Origin of the sequence: Thermococcus sp. EP1 (genome assembly GCF_001317345.1) — an archaeon.
Classification (GTDB): Archaea; Methanobacteriota_B; Thermococci; order Thermococcales; family Thermococcaceae; genus Thermococcus_A.
Genome location: NZ_JXCG01000010.1, coordinates 44,635 through 63,056 on the forward strand (window position 1 = coordinate 44,635; position 18,422 = coordinate 63,056).

Consider the following 18,422-nt stretch of genomic DNA (forward strand, 5'->3'; position numbering starts at 1 on the left):
GAAGAATTAGACTTTTATGATTCTGTAGCCGGCAGCTTTTTTAAGCCTATTCATTACGGCCAGACCTAATCCATGTTCTGCTATTCCTTCTGCCAATATTATCTCCACTCCACTTTTATCAAGCTCTCTAAGCGCTTTAAATAAATTGCGAGCTATTTCTTCTTCACTCTCCCCTATGTTAAAATATGAATCTGCCTCATAGAAATCTCCTGTCGCCATAACACCTACTTTTATTCCTTGCTTTTTATACTCATCAATAAGCTCTTTGATTTTCTTAATAACTCGTTCACGTTCACCATCTATTATTATTACTTGGGCCTCTGGAGCGTAGTGTTTGTATTTCATTCCTGGAGCTTTTGCAAGCTCTACTGCCTTTCCTTTGACTGCGGGATGTATTTTAACTTCGCCGATGATGCTTTTTATTCTTTCTAAAGGGAGGCCTCCTGGCCTTAGGAGCATTGGGGGGTCGGTTGTGAGGTCTATCACTGTAGATTCAACGCCGATTTTAGTTTCTCCCCCGTCTATTATGCACTCTATTTTCCCGTAGAAGTCATCGGCTACGTGTTCTGCTAGAGTAGGACTAGGTTTTCCACTAATATTTGCAGATGGTGCAGCAATTGGTCGGCCACTTGATTTTATCAATGCAAGAGCAATTTCATGAGCAGGCATTCGTATTGCAACGGTGTCCAGACCTCCTGTGGTAACGTAGGGAACTTCCTCTTTTTTGGGCAATACTATTGTTAATGGGCCAGGCCAGAAGTTTTCGGCTAAAATTTTGGCTCTCTCGGGGACATCTCTTGCCAGTTCATAAACCTGATTAAACTCTGCTATGTGTATTATAAGAGGGTTATCGGGGGGCCTGCCCTTGGCTTTGAATATCTTTCTCACAGCGTTATCATTAAGAGCGTCTGCTCCAAGCCCATATACGGTTTCAGTAGGAAATGCAACTAACTTAGCTTCTTTAATAAATCTTGCAGCTATCTTAATTTTCTCCCAGTCCACCCCTTCTCGCATGTTTATTATTATCGTCATATCTCTCACCGACAAGTTCTCTATATCTCTCTTCAACGGCTTCCCCAATTTTCTTCCAATTGTATCTTCCACTGATAGTGTTCCCTATTTTCCCCATTTTTAAAGCTTTTTTATTTGGCAATAAAGAATCAACTTTTTTCACAAGCTCCTCAAAAGTCTCAAAAGTATAACCGTTTTTACCCTCTCGAATAAGTTCTCTTATGCCACCTACAGCCCTACCAATGACGGGTACTCCAAGGGAATTGGCTTCGAGAACAACTAATCCAAACCCTTCTCTCACAGAAGGAAGAATTAAAAGCTTGGTTTTTGAGAGAATTTCTCCGATGTCTTCTCTATATCCTAGGAATTTTACATTTTTAGGTGCCTGTTTTTCAAGCTCCTCCCTTAGTGGCCCGTCTCCAACAACTAGAAACTTCTCATTTGGAAAATGTCGAGCAAGTTTTATGAATGTGGCAGGGTCTTTATACGGGGTTAAGCTGCCAATGAAAGTGATATATTCCCTTTTTAGGCTTTTTCTTTTTAGGTTTTTAATGGCGTTAGGGATTACTCTTACTTTGTTTGCTCCCAGTGCTAAAGCCCGCTTTTTAAGATAGTGACTTACCGTTATTGTTAGATCGCTCTTTGTCAAACTTTCCTTAACAAAATATCTTCCAAGAGGAAGTTTAGACATAAAATCAAGATCACTCCCGTGAGCTGTGATAATAAGCGGAATTTTTAATCTGTTTTTTGCAAGTAACCCTGCATAACTTGTGGTTCCAACGTAGTGGGCATGAATAATATCAAAATCGAATTTTTTATGAAGTTTGATGGCCTTAACGGCAGCAAGAAAAGTGAACAGAATGCCTCTCAAACCGAAAACCTTTGGAACAGTTACTTGGTGGACAAATTCTTTCTCAAACTCTCTAGGACTTATTGGTCCATAGGTTATTATGTGAACTTCATGTTTCTTTCTTAATTCCTTCACTAGACTCTCAGTATGAGTGGCAACGCCGCCCTTGTGGGGAGGATAATGGCCTATTATCAAAATCTTCATGAATAAAAAATATGGAAGAAAAGTAAAAAGCCTTTCTATGGCCTACCCCTACCTCTTCCAACTGGTAGGTTTATTTCTTTCATCTTTCCTCTTCCTTGCATGAAAGCATCTCTGAGCATGTTTTTGGCTTGTTCAATGAGTTCTCTTGCACTCTCGTAATCTCCTGCTTGGATTGCATTTTTGGCTGCTTCTATTTTTTCGCTTATTTCAGTTACGTCGATTCCAGCTTTTGTAAGAACCTTGAGTTTAATCTCAAGCTTGTAGACTTCCCTTTCGAGTTGTATGTCCACTTTAGCATGCATGACGTTTCTCCATTCTTTTCCTGCCAGTCTGATAACAGCTTCAGCGTGGGCCTTAGCGGCTATTGCTTGGCCATATGCCTTTCCATAGTTACCTTCGTTGTAGCTCTCTTTTGCTATTTGTATCTCTTTTTCGGCGAGCTCCAAAAGCTTTGTGGCACTTGGGATTGTTAGGTTATCTAATACCTCTTTTGCAGTCTCTGTTCTGTTAATTGCTATTTCTATGGCCTCCCATGCCATCTCAGGGGTTATTCCAATATCTTCCTCGGTTATATTCCCATTTTGAACTCTTTCTCTCACGCGCTCTCTTATCATTTCAGCAGTTTCATTGTCCATTAATGGGCTCTTGATTATTATAACAGTCTTTGTTTTGAGTAATGTTCCAATTATTTCAGTTTGGTTGGTTAGATTCTTGTCTACATAAATAACAAATTTCTTTCCTTGGATACCTTTTACCTGTTTAATAGCTCCAAGATCTCTTCCATGGGCGATGACAATCTTAATATTGACGAATAGTTCTGGATACTCTTCTAGTGCATATTTAATGACCTCAAGATTGGTCTCATACCTGTCTTCACCATACCACCTTACATAGGGTATTCCCAACTCATTTAGATCTGTCTCATACTCTTTTGGAACTGCGTCGGGTCCGCCAATAATTATCACTTTGTCTGGTGCATAGCTCATTATCTCTGCAGTTACGTTTGTATCGTAGACTCCCCAAGTAGTTACAACTATTGTTGCATTTAAAATGCTGGCAAGATCTTCTGCAAGTGCTGAATCTGCTTCATTGTCACTTACAAGTATAACTATTGAAAGTGTTGCCTGTGCTTGTGAGAGGGGTATCATACTTGCTAAAAGCAATATTCCAAACAGCCAAGCAAATCCTTTTTTCACCATCATGGTCTTTCACCTCAATTATAATTAGTGAAAACCTACTATTTAAGCTTTTTTCATGAAATCGTCTTGTTTGGTTTTCGTTTGTTCACTTTACTTTTATGAGAAGGGTTTTTACTGATGGGAATGTTAAAAAAGGTTTAAAATTGTTTATCTTTGTTCAAATACCTCATTAAAGACTTTTTCTGCAAACTTGGAAAGTTTGAGCCCTTCTTTTTTGGCAATCTTCTCTAAGAGTTTTTGAGCATTGGTTCCGTATTGGCAGGCCTTTTTCTCTCTATATGCCACTTCTTTGGGCAGTCCTAGTTCAAGGGCCACTTCTCTTAGGATAGCTTTTCTTGTTCCATTATGTATCTTATATTTCAGAGGTACTCTAAGTGCACTTTTGACCATATTAATGTCTAAAAATGGAAATCTCCCTTCTACGCTGTTAAGCATGGCAATCTTATCATCCCTTGCGAGGTTTTTCTCTCCCATTTCAGTTAGGTCCTTTTCCATAATCCTTGGATTGGTGAGATATTTTGCATATCCACCAAAAAGCTCGTCTGCACCCTGTCCACTTAAGAGTATTTTTGTCCCATCTTCGCTTGCGAGCTTTGTTGCAAAGTAAAGAGGAATACCTATTGCAAGATTCATGGCATTTGGCTCCTCTATGGCGAACATAACCGAGGGCACGGCATCTCTCACGTCATCGATGTCAAAAACGTATTCTTTTAACTTTAGACCTAATTCCTCACTTACCTTCCTTGACCACTCTAAGTCTGGACTCCCCTCAGCTCCTGCTGTGTAAAGAGTAACCTTCTTTGAATACTTGGATGCGAGAATGGTTATTAATGAGCTGTCTAACCCTCCTGAAAATAGAATTCCTATCTTCTTACTACCTCTTAAGCGAATTGCGTAGTCCAAACTTCTGGTTATGCTCATTTTACTGTTGCTATAGTCAAAGAAGCTTCCCTTCATGTCTAAAACATTGAAAAGTTTGAACTGCTCAATTTTTCCATTGGAAATTCTTACTAGTTCTCCTGGTTTTACTGGAATGGCATTTTCCCCTATACTCCATAGTACTTTCTTTTCTGAGGCAAAAAATCCATTAGGGGAATAGTATAGTGGCCTGACTCCTATGGGATCTCTGAAGAGGTAAATATCTTTTTTATCTGAGAAGGCCACTGCATAATCTCCATTTAAACTCGTCATTAACTTCTTTACGGCTTGTGGTATTGGAATATTTTTTTCAATTAGGAATTCTAGAAGGCGGAGGATAACCTCAGTATCCACATCGCTTTCAAATTCAATCCCTCTCTTTTCCAAAAACGCCTTTATTTGGTGGTAATTGTAAATCTCACCATTGTGGACTAGGATAAATTCATTATAAAAAGGTTGAGTGAAGCTTTTTGATCCAGTCATCGCAAGACGACACTGTAAGAGGCCAATTTTACCGTCTGGAATCTCATTAATTTGGGAGAAGTCTTCACTTTTTAATACTCCTTCATTAGTCCATACTCCAAAAGAATCTCTCCCCCTATGTTTTCCAGAATTTATCATGGTTGCTAATTTGATCTTGAGGTTTTTTCCCATCCCACCAGCTATCAAGCACATTATTCTCACCAGCCTTTCTAAGAGAGAAGAAGCTAAAAACTTTCCCTGTTTCTTTCTGAAAAGGGGTTCATTTTTCTAGGGTAACAAATGAACAAAAACTTGTCTGCGATGTAATTTGATGAATCTCAGGTCAAGTCCCCGCAGGTGCAATAATGCTCATAAGCTACAGTTTCAAGGTCTTCAAACCCCTCTCTCCTTTTTGCTGAGAGGTATAGGACTCTAACAGGAGGGGATACTTCAGGTAAAATCTTACACAATTTCTATGCTAAAAGTGATTGCATGGACGTTTCAAGGTTTAGACGAGTCGAGAGATACTCAACATCTTCTAGATACTTTTTAATTTCTGTTAAATTCTCAAGGAGATCCACTTTGTTAAGCCCTGGTATTGTTGTGGTGCCGAGTCGGAGGTCTATCATCAAGGTGAAGAATTTAACAAAACAGTAGTCGTGAGGTTTCTGGAGTATTGTTGGGTCGAAAAGATAAATGACAAGTGGATAAGGTATGTTTTCCATTAACTTAACCCCAAATTCGTGAAATAAGAATGTTTCCATCTGCCCGGGTGTGTCTATCAACACATAATCGTTTTCTTTCTCCAGCTCCAGTATTTTAGGGAGGTAGTAGTTTACATGAGCCATTAGCCTATCGTAGCTTTCTACTATAGCTCCGTTGGGCCCATATCCTTCTTTCATAAGGTCTTCAACGGTAATGTGTTCTCTGACATCAATATCTGCTTTGTATGGAATCCTCTTTACACCTGTGTCTAGATTAACATAGGCAACCTTATTCCCATTCTCTACTAAGTATCTTCCAAATTCTGCCGTTAAAGTGGTTTTTCCACTTCCGGCTGTTCCCACAAAAGTCAATATCACTTCCTCCACCGTTATAATTCCTCTTCCGTTTTTATGAGGTTCTGTGCAGTTTCGATTATTGCTCGACTAGCTTTTGTATCTGGGTCATAAACTAGTACTGGCATTCCACTAAGGGCTGCTTCTCTAACTTTCGGGTCCTCAGGGATGATCCCTAAGAGGGGGAATTCCATTATTTCTTCAGCTATCTCGGGTGAGATCCCATTTTTATGAGGTTCATAACGATTAAAAATGAATCCTAGAACGTTTTTTCCAGCCTTTTTCAAAATTATTCCAACTTTCATGGTGTCGCTTATACTGGCTATCTCAGGGTTCGTGATTAATAATACTTCCTCTCCACTTAACATTGCGCTCATAGCATCCATCTGTAACCCTGCGGGGCAGTCTAAGAGCACGTAATCAAATTCGTCCTTTATTTGTGGAATAACTTCGGGTAAATCTCTTGGATCTGCCTTAGCAACATGTTCCCAATCAAATGCCCCTGGAATCAGATATACGAATTCATATCTGGTTGTGTGAATCGCCTGCTTAATGTCTATTTCTCCCATTAGAACATCGTGAATAGTTTTGGTTGTATCCTCCAGGCCAAAGTGTAGAGTTAGATTTGCCATTGTTAAGTCCGCGTCTACGGCACAAACTTTTTTTCCCAGTAAGCCTAATGCCATGGAGAGATTGGCTATCATAGTTGTTTTTCCGGTTCCACCTTTTCCAGAGGCCACTGCGATAATTCTTCCCATAATATTTCCCCCAATAAAATTCCTACTAAACCTTTATGAACTTTTACCAAAAGGTTATAAACAGAGAGGTCAAGTTGAGGCGCCGTGAGGGGTGAGGAAAATGAAAGTATTTGTTGTTGATACGAGTGTTATAGTGGATGGGAGACTAACCCAATACTTAGAGAGAATTAATGAGAAAGTTAAGGTGGTTATCCCAGAGGCTGTTGTTGCTGAGATAGAACATCAAGCTAATGAGGGTAAGGCTATTGGTCATACTGGATTGGAGGAACTTAAGAAGCTTAGAAGTCTAGCTGAGAGAGATAAAATTCTGTTGGAGTTCTATGGCGAGAGGCCTGATCTCTGGCAGATAAGGAGAGCTAAGGCTGGAGAAGTTGATCACATGATAAGAGAGGTCGCTAGAGAGCTGAATGCAGTCCTCATAACTGGTGACCAAGTACAGAGAGACATTGCCATAGCGAAGGGGATTGAAGTAATCTATTTAGAGGCCAGAAAGGAAGTAAAGCACCGTCTCGAGGATTTCTTTGACGAACATACCATGAGTGTTCACCTAAAGGCAGGTGTAAGACCTTTAGCCAAAAAGGGTAAACCTGGTCAGTGGAGATTAGTTCCCATAAAAGAGGAAGAACTAACTGATGCAGAGCTTGAGGAAATAGCGGATGACATAGTTGAGAGAGCTAAAAGGGACCCAGAATCATTTATAGAGCTTGATGAGCTTGGTGCAACAGTGGTGCAGCTTAGGAATTATCGTATAGTCATAGCAAAGCCGCCATTTGCTGACAGGATAGAAATAACGGCAGTAAGGCCCATAATCAAGTTAAGTATTGAAGACTATGATATTCCAGAGAAGCTTTTAGAGCGTTTAACAGACAAGGCCGAAGGTATTCTGATTGGTGGTGCTCCAGGGGAAGGAAAAACCACTTTTGCCCAGGCTTTAGCAGAGTATTATGCGTCCATGGGTAAGATCGTGAAAACAATGGAAAAGCCCAGGGATCTTCAAGTTAGTGAGGAGATAACTCAATACACTGCCCTTGCAGGGAAAATGGAAAAAACAGGAGACGTCCTTCTTTTAGTTAGGCCTGATTATACAATATTTGATGAAATGAGAAAAACAAGTGACTTCCAGATTTACGCTGACTTACGACTTGCTGGTGTTGGAATGGTTGGTGTTGTTCACGCTACAAAGCCTATAGATGCTATCCAGAGGTTCATTGGAAGGGTAGAACTTGGAATGATTCCGCAAATAGTGGATACCGTAATATTCATCAAAGCTGGGGGCGTTGACAAAGTTTTAACTCTCGAGTACAAGGTTAAAGTTCCCAGTGGAATGACAGAAGAGGATTTGGCCAGACCTGTAATTGAGGTTAGAGACTTCGTGACTGGTGAGCTAGAGTACGAGATATACACCTACGGTGAGGAGATAAGTGTTGTACCTGTGAAGAAAAAGGAGAAGCCACCCGCAATGAAATTAGCAGAAAAGAAGCTTAAACAAGAAATTAAAAAATTCCTACCAGATGTTTATACAGAGGTTGAGCTTGCAAGTCCCCATAAGGCCGTAATATATGCAGATGAATTTGATATACCTACCATTATAGGTAAAAAGGGCAAAAGAATCACGGAAATCGAGAAAAAGCTTGGAATAAGCATAGATGTCAGAAGTTTTGAGGAGAAGATGGTAGAAATGCCGACGGAGAAAATAACAGTTGAAGTTGAAGAAAAGAAAAAGCAAATAGTTCTCAGAGTTTCACCGGATTTTGCAAAGAAGCCTCTCAAGTTCTTTGCAGGCGATGAATACATCTTCACTGCAACTCCATCGAGAAAGGGTCTGATTAAGGTTAATAAGAACACTCCAATAGGGAGAGAACTAAGGAGAGCTTTAGAAGCAGGAATAGAGCTTTGGGCATCTCTTTAATTTATTTTTGGCTCAGATGCGAGGGTACTCATCATTTTTCAGCTAGCGAAATTGTCTTCATCGCCCGAAATTCTTATATTCCTAATTCTTTAAGTGCCTTTTGATGAGATTGATACTTGCATCTCAAAGTCCTCGAAGAAGAGAAATACTTGCAAAGTTTTTTGATAGTTTTGATATTGTCCCTAGCGCGGTTAGTGAGGAGTGTACCACTGAAAATCCTGTGGAACATGCTATTGAGGTTGCAAAAAGAAAGGCTTGGGATGTTTATACGAGATATGGTGGGGTAGTTATTGGAGCAGATACAATAGTTGTTCTGGATAATATGATATTAGGTAAGCCTGAAAACAAGGAGGAAGCTAAAGAAATGCTTAGAAGTCTGAGTGGAAAGATTCACAAAGTGATTACTGGGTACTGCATAGTCAGGGAAGGAGAAGAAATTACAGGGTATGAAATTACTGAGGTAAAATTTAGAGAACTTAAAGATGAGGAAATAGAGTGGTATGTTTCCACGGGAGAGCCACTTGATAAAGCCGGAGCTTATGGCATCCAAGGGAAGGGTGGTATTCTGATTGAATGGATAAAAGGAGATTATTACAATGTCGTTGGATTTCCGATAAAAATAATTCTTGAGCTTATAGATCTTGGCTTTAAGCTTTCATAAAAGTTCTGAGAAAAGCAAATCCTCTTTTTTACCACCTGCTTTCTGAAAAGCCTTTAGACTCCAGCTAATATTTCCCACGTCCCTGACTTGATGGGCGTCACTTCCAAAGGTTAGCTTTACTCCTTTCTCGATACAGAGTTTTATAAAATCTAGTTCCGGTGCTCTATAACGGCTGCTTATTTCAAAGGCCTTTCCATATTCCTCGGCAAGTGCGACGATTTCTCTGTATTCTTCTATAGAGGGATATCCAATGTAGGGAAAGACGTTTCCAAAATGACCGATTATATCAATGTTTTCATCTTGGATTGCCACCTTTACTAAGTTTAAGTACTCTTCGTGTCCTCCTAGGGTAAAGTACATGTGCACTGAAGCAATGGCATAATCAAGTTTTTTTCTGATTTCAGAAGTTATGTCTACTCCATCGGGAAGGATATTTGCTTCTATTCCTGCTAGAACGACTATCTCACTTTCTTTTTTCAGTTGTTTTATAATGGAAACGTAAGAATTTAGCACGTGGTTTGAAAAGAAATGCAGATGGTCACTTATTCCAATAATGTGTAGTTTCTTCTTTTCTGCCTCGGCAATATTGTCTTGAATGTCTCCTATCCCGTCTGAAAATCTTGTATGGGTGTGAATATCGATCATTTTAATCCTCTCTCTTTTAATTTTAAACATTTAAAAGTATTGCAGTATTTGGATAAAATATCCAATGTAAACCCTGAACTTTAGGTTTGACAATGTTTAAATACTATTTCACTCTAATGAAGGTCGGTGGTGATGATGGTAGAGCGCTCAAAAGTTAGAGTTCTAATAGCTAAACCAGGATTGGATGGTCACGACAGAGGAGCAAAGGTTATAGCGAGAGCCCTTAGAGACGCCGGGTTTGAAGTTATTTATACTGGGATAAGACAAACTCCAGAACAAATTGTAGAGTCTGTTGTTCAAGAGGATATAGATGTTTTGGGTCTTAGTATCCTTTCTGGAGCTCACATGGTTCTTATACCAAAAATTCTAAGGCTTTTAGAGGAAAAAGGTATAATCCCAAATGAAGATGTTCTTCTGCTCGCTGGGGGAATAATACCTCCAGATGATGCTCAAGAGCTCGAAAAGATGGGTGTTGGTAGAGTTTTTGGTCCTGGAAGTCCGATTGAGGAGATTATCAAGTTTATCGAGGAGAACGTTCCCAAACTTAAGAAATTTAGGAGCGAAAGCTAAAGGTTTATATTTTCTTTTTTGGATAATTAATCCAAGTGATAAACATGATAGATGAATTAATTGAAAGAATGCTTAAAGGTGACAAAAGAGCAACGGCTAGGTTGATTACGTTTGTAGAGAATAATGAGGAAAAAGCAAGGGAAATCGTTAAAAAAATTTACCCTTATACTGGAAGGGCCTATATAATTGGAATAACTGGCCCTCCTGGTTCTGGAAAATCAACCTTGGTTGATAAGCTCATTAAAAAGGCTAGAGAGGAAGGGAAAGTAGTAGGAGTTATTGCAATAGATCCGACTTCTCCCTTTACGGGAGGAGCTCTTCTTGGGGATAGAATAAGGATGCAACGACATTCAACAGATCCGGGAGTTTTTATAAGAAGCATGGCCACAAGAGGGTCTCTTGGAGGTTTAGCTAAGGCAACAAATGACGCTATAAAAATACTTGATGCGTATGGATGTGACGTTATTTTTGTAGAAACTGTAGGTGTCGGGCAAATAGAAGTGGATATAGTAAAGACGGCTGATACAGTGGTTTTAGTTACAGTCCCTGGATTGGGGGATGATATTCAAGCAATAAAGGCTGGTTTAATGGAGATAGCAGATATATTTGTGGTCAATAAAGCAGATAAAGAGGGTGCAGAGGCCACAATGTTTGAACTCGAACTTATGCTTGATCTAGAAAAAGAAAAATGGAATAAGAAAGGATGGAGGCCATCAATAGTTTCGACTATTGCGTTTACCAATAAAGGGATTGAACAACTGTGGGAGGCTATTAATAAGCACAGAGAGTTCCTCCTAAGTAGTGGGGAGATCGAAAAGAAAAGAAAGTTTAGGGTAGAGGAGGAGATTAAGGCTATTGTCTCAAGCACAATTGCAAGGAAGATTGGTGAAAAGATGGGAGAAGATGATATAGCTACACTTATAGAAAAGATAGCTAAAAGAGAAATCGACCCATATTCTGCTGCTGATCTTGTGCTGGAAAAGGCTTTGGGGGTGAAAGCATGATAAAAAAGGTTGACCATATTGGAATTGCTGTTAAAAATCTTGAAGAGGCTATTAAGATTTGGGAAGGCCTTGGATTGAAGGTTGAAGAAATTGAAGAGGTCGCAGAGCAAAAAGTTAGGACAGCAATATTCCATGCTGGCGAAACGAGGATTGAACTTTTAGAGGCCACTTCTGAGGATTCGCCGATAGCAAAGTTCATTGAGAAGAGGGGAGAGGGAATTCATCACATTGCGTTGGGCGTTGATAACATTGAGGAGCACCTCAAAAAGCTAAAAGAGGAAGGCTTTAGGTTAATTGATGAAACACCTAGGATAGGTGTTGGTGGGGCAAAAATAGCTTTTGTACATCCAAAAAGCGTTGGTGGAGTTCTCTTAGAACTATGTGAAAGAGAAGAATGATCTCTTCTTTTTTAAATTTGTAATAGAAAGTTTTTCTTGTTAAAGAATTTTAGAAGAATCTTTAAGTGGCCGGCGGCGTCCCCGGTTTCCCGCCCCCTCTCGGAGGGCAGTACCGCCGGGATCGCTGGCGGGCTTAACTTCCGGGGTCGAAACGAGTCCGGGTGTGACCCCGCCGCTATGACCGCCGTACCGATACTAACTCTCAGCACAGGCTTTATAAAGTTTACGGTAGATGAAGGGAATGATGGAAAAGGAGATAATGGAACTGCTAAGACTAGAGCGAATAAGAGAGCCACTTAGTCCAAGTAGGAGAGTTAAGGACTTTCAAGTTACAATTCAACGAACCAAAAATGGAGAAGAGATCGAGTTGACTGGTTTTCTACTGGCAAGAAAGCCTCCATACGCCCCTAACGATGCTGCTTATTACTTGTTATCGCCATTAACCCCATCAGAGCTGGCATCACTTAGTAAGGATGATTTCAGGAGTTATTTAGTAATTAGAATAACAGAAATGACAAAAGTACAGGGTAATGTGAGACCAGGAAGTCATGTTCGTGTAAAAGGAATCATTGATGCTTACCCTTGGGGCAACCTTCGGACTGTTCACACGTTATTAATAGAAGGTAGGGAATATCCGGAGTACTGGAAAGACTATCAAGAGTTTGCGCTTAGCAGAAGAGAGGTAATTAATCTATTCGAGAGAACGGTTTATATGCCTGATGAGATGAGGATGGCACTCATTTATTCACTTTATGGTGTTCCTTATGTGCTTGGAATGGAGCAATCTCGAAATTGGGGTGAAGGCTTTGACTTCACAGTTTACAAATACAAGGAAAATTTAGGACTTCTAGCTCTGTGGAAAGCACTGAAATATCTCTATGATAGTCTCCCTTGGGAAGTTCGTGTTAGCAAAAAAACCATGCTTGAGATAGAAGATCCTTTTTTGGGAATAGATTTTCGAGTTAGAAACCCCAATGGGACAGATATGAAATATTACACCCCTCTGAAGAAGATAAGCATGAATAAGCTTCCAAAATGGGTAAAAGATCAGATAACAAATAAGAAGGCGATAGGATTACTTCCAGAAAACAAAGAGCCTAACCCAACAGATCTACTAGCAAGAATTTCAGAAACTCCTTTTGTTTTAACTCCTTGGGAAGAGAAGCCATACTTTGAGAAGAACAGGGAATTCCAACAACTTATGCCTAATTTGCTCGTTACGGTCTTCCTCCAACGCGAACAACACATGGCGATGAACACCAAGGACTTAGAACTATTCAGAAAGGAATTCCTAAAGTGGATAGAATATGGTAGACAAGAGTATCCCGATATGTTCAATCCTCTTAGCAGTAGTCCAAAAGGCCTTTTTCACATAAATCTTAGATATCTCTTGGATGTTAGGGTCTTTGGAGCAGCAACTAGGTTCTCTGGAAAAGTTACAAAGAAAACAATAGGGGACATAAGACAAATTAAAGAAGCTATCCTTAATGATTGGGCAGTTGTTGTCAAAGATCATCCTGAAATTCTTATGGAACTTAGGAAAGACTATGAACGCTATGTTCCAAGAGACGTCAGAGCACAAAAGGCTCTTCAAGTATTCTACGACTTGTCATCCACCAGTATTACGGGAGACGTGGATAAGGAAGAGTTCTTAAATGAACTGTTGCAGCAGGGCTTCAATCAGAAAGATGCCTTAGAGCTCATTGAAAGGTTTATATCCTCTGGGTATGTGTACGAACCATTTCCAGGAAAGCTCCGGTTAATAAGGTGATACCATGTCCAAGAAGTATATTCGTCAAAGAGAAAAAAGGGAGAAGAAAAAGATAGCGCTTGAGAGGATAGACATACTTTTTACTTTAGCTGAGAGAGTATTCCCTTACGACAAAGAACTCGCAAATAGGTATGTTGAAATAGCTTTAGCAGTACAGCGAAAAGCAAAAGTCAGAATCCCAAGAAAGTGGAAGAGAAGGTATTGTAAAAAGTGCCACTCATTTCTTGTTCCAGGAGCTAATGCGCGAGTTAGACTCAGAGAGAAAAGAATGCCTCATGTTGTTATAAAATGTCTTGAATGTGGCCACATCATGCGTTATCCTTATTTAAGGGAGAAGAAAGAAAGGAGACGGGCCCATAAAGGCCAAATTTAACCCTGACAGCATTTATCTTTTTTATCAAGGGGCAAAATTTCTTTGAATCCTGTATAGGGCCATAATGCCTTGGGGATTTTTACAGTTCCATCTTCTTCCTGGAAGTTCTCTATTATTGCCACTATTGCTCTTGAAGTTGCTATTGCGGTTGAATTTAGTGTATGAACAAAGCGGGGCTTTTCGTTTGGTTTATCTCTGAATCTGATGTTTAGTCTTCTTGCTTGCCAATCAGTACAATTTGAGCAACTTACTACTTCTCTGAATTTGCCTTGGGCACTCATCCACGCTTCAATATCGTATTTCTTCGCTGCTACATACCCCAAATCGCCGGTACAGATGTTCACGATTCTGTATGGAATTTCTAAGGCCTGGAATATTTCTTCAGCATTTTGTATGAGTTTCTCATGCCATTCCCAGCTTTCTTCTGGCCTCACATAAACAAATTGTTCTACCTTATGGAACTGATGAACTCTGAAGATGCCCTTTGTGTCTTTTCCGGCAGTTCCAGCCTCTTTTCTGAAGCATGGGCTTACTCCTGCATAAAGGATGGGTAAATCATTTCCGTCGAGGATTTCATTTGCGTGCATTCCTGCTAGAGCATGCTCTGATGTAGGAATTAGGTAGAGGTCTTCACCTTCAACCTTGTATATAACATCTTCAAAGTCTCCAAAACTGGTGACGCCTTCTTCGACATATCTTCTTACCATATATGGAGGTATTACTGGAATAAAGCCTTTTTCTATGAGCTTATCTAATGCAAATCTTATTAGTGCTAGATCCAAGATTACTAACTCATTGAGAAGATAGAAGAATCTTGAACCACTAACCTTTGCAGCTCTCTCAAGATCGGCCCCACCAAGTTTTGGGAGTAAATCAGCATGAAGCTGGGGTTTCCATTTGATAACCTCGTACTCCATTTTTCTTTGGCTTTGTTCTAGAAAGGTCTCTAAATGCCCTTCCCAGACTTTGGCCTTTCCCCAAAATCTGATTGGGACGTTTTCAGTGTCATCTTTTCCAATAGGAACGCTCTCATGGGTTATATTTGGGAGACGCCAGAGATAGTAATCGATCTTTTCTTTAATCTTATTATTTTCCTTTTCAATTTCCTCTATCCGCTTTGCTATTTCGTTGCTTCTTGTTAACAGATCTTCAATTCCTTCACCAGCTTTTTTTCTCTTACCTATCTCAATAGCAAGCCTATTTCGTTCTCTTCTAAGTGCATTGATCTCTTTTAGGTTTTCTCTCCATTTCTTATCGAGCTCAAGGATCTCGTCAATCCATTGGAGTTTCTCAAGCTCCCCACGCTTTATAAGATCGCCTTTTACAATGTCAGGATTTTCTCTGATGAGCTTTATATCAAGCATATCTTTCACCTACCGTAATAACGAAGAGTTTATTTAAAAGTTTATCCAGATGATGTGAGAAGACAACAAGAATGAAATAATGCTTAAAATTTGAATAAAACTACTCTAACTTCTTCCCCCTCTTCCAGTATTTCAACATTCTCTGGAACTTCTACAAACCCATCGGCTTCTATAAAACTCGTCACTGCTCCACTTCCTTTTAGAATTGGGTGTGCTACGTCGTCATTGATTCTTACTGGTAAGAACTGTCTCCTCCCTTTAACAGAGAATACCTTATGAGCAAGCTTTTTCTTGGCGTACTCTATTTTGAAGTCCATTCCAAGGAGTTTTCTAATTAGTGGAGCAACTAGAAGGGTGAAGTTTGTCAGACAGCTGGTGGGATAACCTGGTAGACCAAAAATAGGCTTTCCATCTATAAGGCCTATTATCGTTGGTTTCCCTGGTTGGATTGCTATTCCGTGGATTTTTACCTCTCCCAGTTCTTCAATTATTGAAGCTGTAAGGTCTCTTATACCGCCACTAGCACCGCCGCTAAGAATTATGATGTCATATTTGAGAGCTTCTATTATTTTCTCTTTTAGACTCTCCCGATTATCTTCTGCTATTCCTATAAAGTGAGGTTCTCCTCCAAGTTCTTTAACTGCATCACTAACTGCTCGTCCATTTATATCATATATCTTTCCTGGTCTTAGTTCGTCTCCAGGTAAAATAATCTCGTTCCCAGTACTTATTATTGCGACTTTTGGTTTTGAGAATACTTTTACTCTTTCAAAACCAATTGCGGAAAACAAGGCCGTTTCTTTAAATCCAAGTTTTGTACCTTTTTTTAGAAGAGGCTTGCCTTTTGAGATATCAGTTCCTGCTTTCATGACGCCTGCTTGGGGATAAACGGGCTTGTAGATAATAACTTTATCCTCTTCTCTTTCGACTACTTCAAATTCAATAACTGCGTCTGCCCCCTTGGGGAGTACCGCTCCTGTGGAAATGTAAACTGTTTCCCCATCGCCTACCTCAACTTTAGGCTCCTCTCCTGCATGAACCTCTCCAATAACCTTTAATACTACTGGGTTGCTTTCGCTTGCATTCCAGGTATCTTGACTTTTTAAAGCATAGCCATCAACGCTTGCTCTGTCAAAGGGTGGGACGTCTATTGGGGAAATAATGTCCTCCGCTAGAATCCTTCCATGAGCTTCTTCAATTTCTATCTCTTCGATTGTTGGTTTTAATGGGAATGAGTTTATGATCTCTAGAGCTTTTTCGAGGGATACCACTTTTAAAAATGCCATTTTATCACCCATTTGAAAAAATGAGAAAAAGTTAATAAATCTGTTGGAAACGCGTGGGCTTATGACTGGGAGAATAGGGAGGATTCACCATTCATCTTCGTCTTCCCAATCCTCTTCTTCCCATTCATCTTCTTCCCAGTCTTCCTCCCACTCTTCTTCCTCCCAATCCTCATCAAATTCTTCCTCTTCCCATTCTTCTTCCCATTCTTCCTCAAAGAGTTCTTCTTCGAACTCTTCAACTTTCTTTTTCTTTGGAGGTTGCATATTTCTCACCTCGGCCCACTTCTGGGGCATTTTTATCTCTGTGGCAAGGGTTTATAAAGTTTATTAAAAAATTTTTCAATTGTCCTTGCTTTATATGAGGATTGGAGTCTTTTTAATCCACTTTGAGTTTTTGAAATCTTCTCTTTTTTCCTTAATCTTTTTAATAGTTCCTTCGAATCATCACACATGAGAGTGGCGATCATCACAGAAAATGCAAGAATTTATTACATGGCCGCAAAAGTTTTGCAAGAGTATAGGATACCTTTTTATAGCCTTAGACCTGGCGATAAGATCCCTTTTGATGTGGAAGTAGTTTTAACAAGTAAAGAAGAATACGCTAAAATTAATTTTCCAGCTAAAATAACGATTGTGAATGAGAATTTTATAGATGACCTCTTGGCAAAACTTGAAGGAAGAGAGAAATTTAAAACTATATACATTGCTATAGATCCTGGGGAAAGACCTGGAATAGCTGTTGTCGCAGATAACCGGGTTATTGAAGTTCATCACTTAAAAACTCCGAAGGATGTTGATGTTATCTTGAGTTTATTAGAGAAATATCCAAAGGCCAAAATTAAAATAGGTCATGGGGCAAAAAGGTACAGGATTTTAATGCTTAAAAGCTTGGCAAATATTCTAGGAGACGATTTTCCAATTATTTTAGTAAATGAGAGGGGTACCACTCCAAAAGTTGGTGGGATTGAGGCATCACAAGTTCAGGATATTGTAGCTTCAATCAATATAGCTTTAAGGGATGGGAGAGAGGCTACTCTTGGAGAATTAATGCATGTGGGTGAACCTAGTAGGGGGGAGATCGAATATATAAAAACAAGGAGTAGAGAATTAAGTAATGGCATGATTACTATATCATCAAAGCTTGCGAGAGAAGTTGCAAAGGGTAATTTGACTTTAGAAGAAGCTATTGAAATCCACAAAAAGAAAAAAGGTGATAAAAAATGATATTTGGTAAGGAAGAGGTTAAAGAGGAAATAAAGTTACGAGTTGCTGAGGCCCTTAAGCGAGATGTTGGGAGAGGTGTGGTTAGGTTTGATAGGAGATATCAAAGGCAATTGGGAGTAGGGCCCGGTGATATAGTAGAATTAGAAGGAGAAAGGAAAACAGCTGCCATAGTGGAGAATGCTCATCCAGATGATAGGGGTCTTGACATAATACGAATGGATGGTTACATCAGAAGAAATGCTGGGGTTAGTATAGGGGACTACATTACTCTGAGAAAAGCTGAGGTTCAAGAGGCTAGAAAAGTTGTGTTGGCCCCAGCTCAGAGAGGGGTCTACCTTCAAATTCCAGGGGAACTTGTTAAAAGGAACCTCTTGGGGAGACCCGTTGTTAAAGGGGACTTGATAGTAGCTAGTGGAAGGGAAACGGAGATTTACACGGGTTCTCCATTTGATGAACTTTTCAGAGGATTCTTTGAGAGTTTGCCATTAGGATTTGGTGAGTTAAAGTTCATTGTAGTGAACACAGCTCCAAAGGGCATAGTTCAGATAACGTACAATACCGAGATAGAGGTGCTTCCACAGGCGGTAGAGGTTAAAGAAGAAAAAGTTCCTGAAGTTACTTATGAGGACATTGGTGGTCTTAAAGACGCTGTTCAAAAAATTAGAGAAATGGTAGAGCTTCCCTTAAAGCACCCAGAGCTCTTCGAGAGACTTGGAATTGAACCGCCGAAGGGTGTTCTACTTTATGGTCCTCCTGG

Annotated in this window: 17 protein-coding genes, 1 rRNA gene and 2 pseudogenes; 9 read left to right on the forward strand and 11 right to left on the reverse strand. The window is 39.8% G+C overall.

What is annotated here, in order from left to right; all coding sequences use genetic code 11:
- Positions 1 to 6: 6 nt before the first annotated feature.
- The 6 genes and pseudogenes from EP1X_RS07960 to minD form a co-directional block, all read right to left on the reverse strand.
- A complete protein-coding gene (locus tag EP1X_RS07960; protein WP_055283411.1) occupies positions 7 to 1,032 on the reverse strand; it encodes an L-threonylcarbamoyladenylate synthase in 1,026 nt (341 codons plus the stop codon).
- On the reverse strand, positions 983 to 2,065 hold the full coding sequence (locus EP1X_RS07965; RefSeq protein WP_055283413.1) for a glycosyltransferase family 4 protein: 1,083 nt from the start codon (positions 2,063 to 2,065) through the stop codon (positions 983 to 985). The genes EP1X_RS07960 and EP1X_RS07965 overlap by 50 nt, the downstream gene beginning before the upstream one ends.
- A gap of 35 nt (positions 2,066 to 2,100) precedes the next feature.
- Positions 2,101 to 3,267: a cell wall-binding repeat-containing protein gene (locus tag EP1X_RS07970; protein WP_055283414.1), complete on the reverse strand. Its 1,167-nt coding sequence runs from the start codon at positions 3,265 to 3,267 to the stop codon at positions 2,101 to 2,103.
- Between the two features lie 144 nt (positions 3,268 to 3,411).
- Positions 3,412 to 4,857: an asparagine synthase (glutamine-hydrolyzing) gene (gene asnB, locus EP1X_RS07975; RefSeq protein ID WP_055283416.1), complete on the reverse strand. Its 1,446-nt coding sequence runs from the start codon at positions 4,855 to 4,857 to the stop codon at positions 3,412 to 3,414.
- Between the two features lie 125 nt (positions 4,858 to 4,982).
- Positions 4,983 to 5,726, reverse strand: a pseudogene (locus EP1X_RS07980) (ATP/GTP-binding protein).
- A gap of 11 nt (positions 5,727 to 5,737) precedes the next feature.
- The gene (gene minD / locus EP1X_RS07985; protein ID WP_055283418.1) at positions 5,738 to 6,460 is read right to left on the reverse strand and encodes a cell division ATPase MinD; all 723 of its coding nucleotides are present in this window, start codon (positions 6,458 to 6,460) and stop codon (positions 5,738 to 5,740) included.
- A 100-nt stretch (positions 6,461 to 6,560) separates the two neighbouring features.
- On the opposite strand from minD, the gene EP1X_RS07990 reads away from it, so the two are divergent.
- Both EP1X_RS07990 and EP1X_RS07995 read left to right on the forward strand, forming a co-directional pair.
- Entirely contained in the window at positions 6,561 to 8,369 is a 1,809-nt protein-coding gene (locus EP1X_RS07990) for a PINc/VapC family ATPase (RefSeq protein WP_055283419.1), read from the forward strand.
- A gap of 103 nt (positions 8,370 to 8,472) precedes the next feature.
- Positions 8,473 to 9,030 carry a Maf family nucleotide pyrophosphatase gene (locus EP1X_RS07995; RefSeq protein WP_055283421.1) on the forward strand — a complete coding sequence of 186 codons (558 nt, stop codon included), beginning with the start codon at positions 8,473 to 8,475 and terminating at the stop codon, positions 9,028 to 9,030.
- On the opposite strand, the gene EP1X_RS08000 is transcribed toward EP1X_RS07995, so the two are convergent.
- The gene (locus EP1X_RS08000; RefSeq protein ID WP_371180449.1) at positions 9,025 to 9,705 is read right to left on the reverse strand and encodes a PHP domain-containing protein; all 681 of its coding nucleotides are present in this window, start codon (positions 9,703 to 9,705) and stop codon (positions 9,025 to 9,027) included. The two genes, EP1X_RS07995 and EP1X_RS08000, sit on opposite strands and share 6 nt — an antisense overlap.
- 105 nt (positions 9,706 to 9,810) lie before the next feature.
- On the opposite strand from EP1X_RS08000, the gene EP1X_RS08005 reads away from it, so the two are divergent.
- Genes EP1X_RS08005 through mce form a run of 3 tightly spaced genes read left to right on the forward strand, consistent with a single transcriptional unit; the run spans position 9,811 to position 11,647 of the window.
- Positions 9,811 to 10,245, forward strand: a complete 435-nt coding sequence (locus EP1X_RS08005) for a cobalamin B12-binding domain-containing protein (RefSeq protein ID WP_055283425.1) — start codon at positions 9,811 to 9,813, stop codon at positions 10,243 to 10,245.
- Positions 10,246 to 10,289: 44 nt separating this feature from the next.
- Complete coding sequence (gene meaB, locus EP1X_RS08010; protein WP_055283426.1) at positions 10,290 to 11,249, forward strand: methylmalonyl Co-A mutase-associated GTPase MeaB; 960 nt, start codon at positions 10,290 to 10,292, stop codon at positions 11,247 to 11,249.
- On the forward strand, positions 11,246 to 11,647 hold the full coding sequence (gene mce / locus EP1X_RS08015) for a methylmalonyl-CoA epimerase (protein ID WP_055283428.1): 402 nt from the start codon (positions 11,246 to 11,248) through the stop codon (positions 11,645 to 11,647). The genes meaB and mce overlap by 4 nt, the downstream gene beginning before the upstream one ends.
- 67 nt (positions 11,648 to 11,714) lie before the next feature.
- Here the strand turns inward: mce and rrf are convergent.
- A 5S ribosomal RNA gene (gene rrf / locus EP1X_RS08020) occupies positions 11,715 to 11,836 on the reverse strand.
- A gap of 43 nt (positions 11,837 to 11,879) precedes the next feature.
- On the opposite strand from rrf, the gene EP1X_RS08025 reads away from it, so the two are divergent.
- Both EP1X_RS08025 and EP1X_RS08030 read left to right on the forward strand, forming a co-directional pair.
- Complete coding sequence (locus EP1X_RS08025; protein ID WP_253276559.1) at positions 11,880 to 13,418, forward strand: hypothetical protein; 1,539 nt, start codon at positions 11,880 to 11,882, stop codon at positions 13,416 to 13,418.
- A gap of 4 nt (positions 13,419 to 13,422) precedes the next feature.
- The gene (locus EP1X_RS08030) at positions 13,423 to 13,791 is read left to right on the forward strand and encodes a ribonuclease P protein component 4 (RefSeq protein WP_055283432.1); all 369 of its coding nucleotides are present in this window, start codon (positions 13,423 to 13,425) and stop codon (positions 13,789 to 13,791) included.
- Here the strand turns inward: EP1X_RS08030 and serS are convergent.
- From serS to EP1X_RS08045, 3 genes are all read right to left on the reverse strand, one after another.
- A complete protein-coding gene (serS, locus tag EP1X_RS08035; protein WP_055283433.1) occupies positions 13,788 to 15,155 on the reverse strand; it encodes a serine--tRNA ligase in 1,368 nt (455 codons plus the stop codon). The two genes, EP1X_RS08030 and serS, sit on opposite strands and share 4 nt — an antisense overlap.
- Before the next feature lie 83 nt (positions 15,156 to 15,238).
- Positions 15,239 to 16,441: a gephyrin-like molybdotransferase Glp gene (glp, locus tag EP1X_RS08040; protein ID WP_055283435.1), complete on the reverse strand. Its 1,203-nt coding sequence runs from the start codon at positions 16,439 to 16,441 to the stop codon at positions 15,239 to 15,241.
- Positions 16,442 to 16,525: 84 nt separating this feature from the next.
- Positions 16,526 to 16,735 carry a hypothetical protein gene (locus EP1X_RS08045; protein ID WP_216597220.1) on the reverse strand — a complete coding sequence of 70 codons (210 nt, stop codon included), beginning with the start codon at positions 16,733 to 16,735 and terminating at the stop codon, positions 16,526 to 16,528.
- A 156-nt stretch (positions 16,736 to 16,891) separates the two neighbouring features.
- Between EP1X_RS08045 and EP1X_RS08050 the strand changes: the two genes are divergently transcribed.
- Together EP1X_RS08050 and EP1X_RS08055 are read left to right on the forward strand one after the other, a co-directional pair.
- Positions 16,892 to 17,665 carry a hypothetical protein gene (locus EP1X_RS08050; RefSeq protein ID WP_055283438.1) on the forward strand — a complete coding sequence of 258 codons (774 nt, stop codon included), beginning with the start codon at positions 16,892 to 16,894 and terminating at the stop codon, positions 17,663 to 17,665.
- A pseudogene (locus EP1X_RS08055) lies at positions 17,662 to 18,422 on the forward strand (AAA family ATPase); the annotation flags it as partial. The gene EP1X_RS08050 and the pseudogene EP1X_RS08055, both read left to right, overlap by 4 nt.